General features: G+C 71.0%; 3 protein-coding genes. All 3 read right to left on the bottom strand.

The genetic code is table 11. The annotated features are described in order from the left end of the window. Window positions 1–59: 59 nt before the first annotated feature. Entirely contained in the window at window positions 60–899 is an 840-nt protein-coding gene (atpB, locus tag FOE67_RS20060; protein ID WP_182666236.1) for a F0F1 ATP synthase subunit A, read from the bottom strand. Between the two features lie 252 nt (window positions 900–1,151). Next, window positions 1,152–1,607, bottom strand: a complete 456-nt coding sequence (locus FOE67_RS20055) for a Cg1360 family ATP-synthase-associated protein (protein ID WP_182666235.1) — start codon at window positions 1,605–1,607, stop codon at window positions 1,152–1,154. Window positions 1,608–1,886: 279 nt separating this feature from the next. Continuing rightward, window positions 1,887–3,392 (bottom strand): MraY family glycosyltransferase, encoded by a 1,506-nt coding sequence (locus tag FOE67_RS20050; RefSeq protein WP_182666234.1) that lies wholly within the window; start codon window positions 3,390–3,392, stop codon window positions 1,887–1,889. Between the last annotated feature and the right edge of the window lie 140 nt (window positions 3,393–3,532).

Genomic DNA, 3,532 nt, shown 5'->3' with positions numbered 1-3,532 from the left:
GGGGGACGCGGGGTGCTCCCGCGCCCCGGGGTGGGGAGGGTGACCGATCCCGAGCCGGATCAGTGCGCCTCCTCCAGCGCGCCCGCCAGGTAGGTGGCGGTCAGGACGGTGAAGACGTACGCCTGCAGGGCCTGGATGAACATCTCGAAGACCGTGATGATGATGGTCATCAGCAGCGAGGCGCTCGCGTAGACGGTGCCGAGGACGGTGCCGGCCATGTACCAGGCGCCGATCAGGAAGACCAGGATCAGGATGTGGCCCGCGAACATGTTCGCGAAGAGTCGGACCGCCAGGGTGAAGGGGCGGACGAAGACGTTGGAGAGCAGCTCCAGCGGCGTCAGGATGATGTAGATCGGCTTGGGCAGGCCGCCGGGGACGCAGAGGTTGCGGATGCCGCCGACGAAGCCGTTGCTCTTGAAGGTCACCGTCATGTAGGTGACCCACACGACCAGGGCGAGCGCGATCGGGTAGGCGATGATCGAGGTCACCGGCAGTTGCGCGAAGGGCACGATCGCCCAGGCGTTCATCACCCAGATGGTGAAGAAGAGCGAGACCAGCAGCGGGACGAACCGCTCCGCCTCCTTGCCGATCACCTCGCGGCCGATGCCCCGGCGCACGAAGTCGTAGAGCACCTCGGCGACGCTCTGGAGCTTGCCCGGGATCACCTTCGCCTTGCCGAAAGCGGCCCAGAAGAAGGTGATGACGACGATCGTGCTGATCACCGCCAGCAGCATCGCCTTGTTGAACTCGAAGACGAAGAGCCCGAAGTCGATCGTGAAGATCGGCTCGAACTTGAAGGACCACACCGAGGGCGCGGGGTAGCCGCAGTCCTGGAACAGGTGGCAGTCGGTCTCGAAGGCGAGCGTCTGGTCGCTATTCACCGCGAGCTCCTTCGGCATGACGCATGGATACGGCTACCTCGGGTGTCGGCGTGGCGGCACGCCACGGAACGGCACTGGACTGGGGTGGCGGGAGGACGGAGCCGACGGACGCGCGCGTGCGCGCCCGCTCCGGGTGGTCCGGGAGGGAAGCCGCGGCCGTCCCGCACGGCGCGCTTCCCGATGTCACCGGGCTTCCGGCGACGGACGATAGCAGCCCCGCGGAACGGGTCCGTATGCCGGCCCTCGGAACCGAACGCCCCCGTCCGCGGCTCACTCGCCGGCCTCCCGCCCCGGGGCCCCGGCGCCGGCCGGGGCATCGGTGGAGGAGTCGGCGGTCGGCACCACGTAGGGCGTCTTGACCTTGAGGTTGGTGCGGATCTGACCGATGATCCACGCGAACATGGCGACCAGGACGCCGGCGCCGAAGGCCGGGCCGTTCAGGAAGGTCGCGTCGCGCAGCAGGATCATCAGGACGAGCAGCACACCCACCTGGGTGATGTAGATGACCAGGGCCGCGGCCATGAAGAGTTCGGGCCAGCGGTGGCCGACCCGGGCGAGACCGAACTGACCCGAGGCGAAGAAGAGGAAACCGACGAGCACACCGAGGAAGACCCCGAGCGCGCCGGCTCCCCCGGCGGCGAGGGCACCGACGAGGATCGCGAGGGCACCGGCTGCGGCCGTGAAAAGAGCGGCGCCGCGGATGATCCGGGCGTCGTTGGGCTGCATGGGGAGGCTTCTCCGGCTGGCGTCGGGGAACGTCTGTCGTCTTCGACGGGGCGAGCGGAAGGGCCCGGCGATGGGGCCGAGTGGCCCTGCCGGCCGCGACTCGTGAACGGTATCACAAACTTTTTGATGAGGTCTTTACCCTCATCGTGTGCATGTTCTCACACCGGAGAGGTATGAGTTGGGGCTGTTCGGGTGACGACCGTTCGAATGGACGGCGCGTCCGCGACCACCCTTTCGGGGGATCGGTTCGGGGGATCGGTTCGGGGCCTCGCGAAGTGGTCACCCACGGCTTCCGGTGCTTCGGCGGGCCGGCACCGAACCGTGCCGATCGCCGAGGGCCGTCGCCCCGTTCGCCGAGCGTACCGGGCGCCCCGGGGTCTCCTCGGTACCGGGGGCCTCCACGTCGGTTCCGCCCTCCCCCGGGTCGGGTTCCCCCGGGTCGGCCGCCGCGTCCGCGGCGGTTCCCGCGCGGTCCTCCCCCGCCTCCTCACCCCCGGTCGGCGCCGGCGCCCCGCCCTCGGTGTCCGCCGCGCCGCGGGCCTCGGCGCCGCCGGCGGTGTCCGCGTCCGGGGTGCCGCCGGGGCCCTCGCCGTCCGCCCGCGGCCCGCGCGCCGGGACGACCCGGCGGTAGCGCGGCGGCACCAGCCGCTCGGCCCACGGCGGCACCCGGGGCGAGAACCGGGGCAGCAGCAGCACCAGCAGGCCCAGCGCGCTGAGCACCACGATCGTCGGCACCACCAGCACCGTGTCCTGCTGCACCGACCACCAGATCGCGCCGAAGGCGATCAGCGCCGCCCAGAAGTACATGATCAGCACGGCCCGGCTGTGCGAGTGCCCGATCTCCAGCAGCCGGTGGTGCAGGTGACCCCGGTCGGCGGCGAACGGCGAGTGCCCGCGCCAGGTGCGCCGCACGATCGCCAGCAACAGGTCCGCCACCGGGACCGCGATGATCGTCAGCGGCAACAGCACCGGGATGTAGACCGGCACCATCTCGATGACCGTGGCCCGCACCGAGCCGGTGAACAGCTGCATCCGGTCCGGGTCGACCTGGCCGGTGATGGAGACCGCGCCGGCGGCCAGCACCAGGCCCAGCAGCATCGACCCCGAGTCCCCCATGAAGATCCGCGCCGGATGCATGTTGTGCGGCAGGAAGCCCAGGCACATGCCCATCAGCACCGCCGCGAACAGTGTCGCGGGCGCCGCCGCCTCGATGCCGTGGCCGTACCAGAGGCGATAGGCGTACAGGAAGAACGCCGCGGCGGCGATGCACACCATGCCCGCCGCCAGCCCGTCGAGGCCGTCGACGAAGTTCACCGCGTTGATGGTGATGACCACCAGCGCCACCGTGAGCAGGGTGCCCTGCAACGGGGTCAGCGCCACCACGCCCACCCCCGGCACCGGCAGCCACAGGATGGTCAGTCCCTGGAAGACCATCACGGCCGCCGCGATCATCTGGCAGCCCAGCTTGACCAGGGCGTCCACGCCCCACTTGTCGTCGAGCACGCCCAGCAGCCAGATCAGCCCCGCCCCCGCGAGCAGGGCGCGGGGTTCGTCGGAGAGCCGGAAGACCTCCCCGATGTTGCTCAGCTGGGAGGCGGCCAGCAGGCCCGCGCACAGACCGCCGAACATCGCGATGCCGCCCAGCCGGGGGGTCGGCTCGCGGTGCACGTCCCGGGCGCGGATCGGCGGCACGGCACCCGCGGCGATGGCGAACTTGCGCACCGGGCCGGTCAACAGATACGTGACGGCCGCGGCCACGCAGAGCGTCAACAGGTACTCGCGCACGAACTCTCCCGGGTGTGCTCCAACCTCAGGGCCAACACCCTAGTGTCCCGGCGGGACCGCCGGTTCCGCACGACCGGCGGCCGGGAGGCCGCCGGACGGCCCGCCGCGGTCATCCCACCGCGTCCGGCGGGGTCCGGGGC

Origin of the sequence: Streptomyces calidiresistens, assembly GCF_014141525.1 — a bacterium.
GTDB lineage: Bacteria > Actinomycetota > Actinomycetes > Streptomycetales > Streptomycetaceae > Streptomyces > Streptomyces calidiresistens.
The sequence above is the reverse complement of the archived record's forward strand: the minus strand, read 5'-3'. Positions and strand labels throughout refer to the sequence as shown.

Coding starts and splice junctions, on each gene's coding strand:
- atpB (WP_182666236.1), bottom strand. CDS start 899: ATGCCGAAGGAGCTCGCGGTGAATAGCGACCAGACGCTCGCCTTCGAG.
- FOE67_RS20055 (WP_182666235.1), bottom strand. CDS start 1,607: ATGCAGCCCAACGACGCCCGGATCATCCGCGGCGCCGCTCTTTTCACG.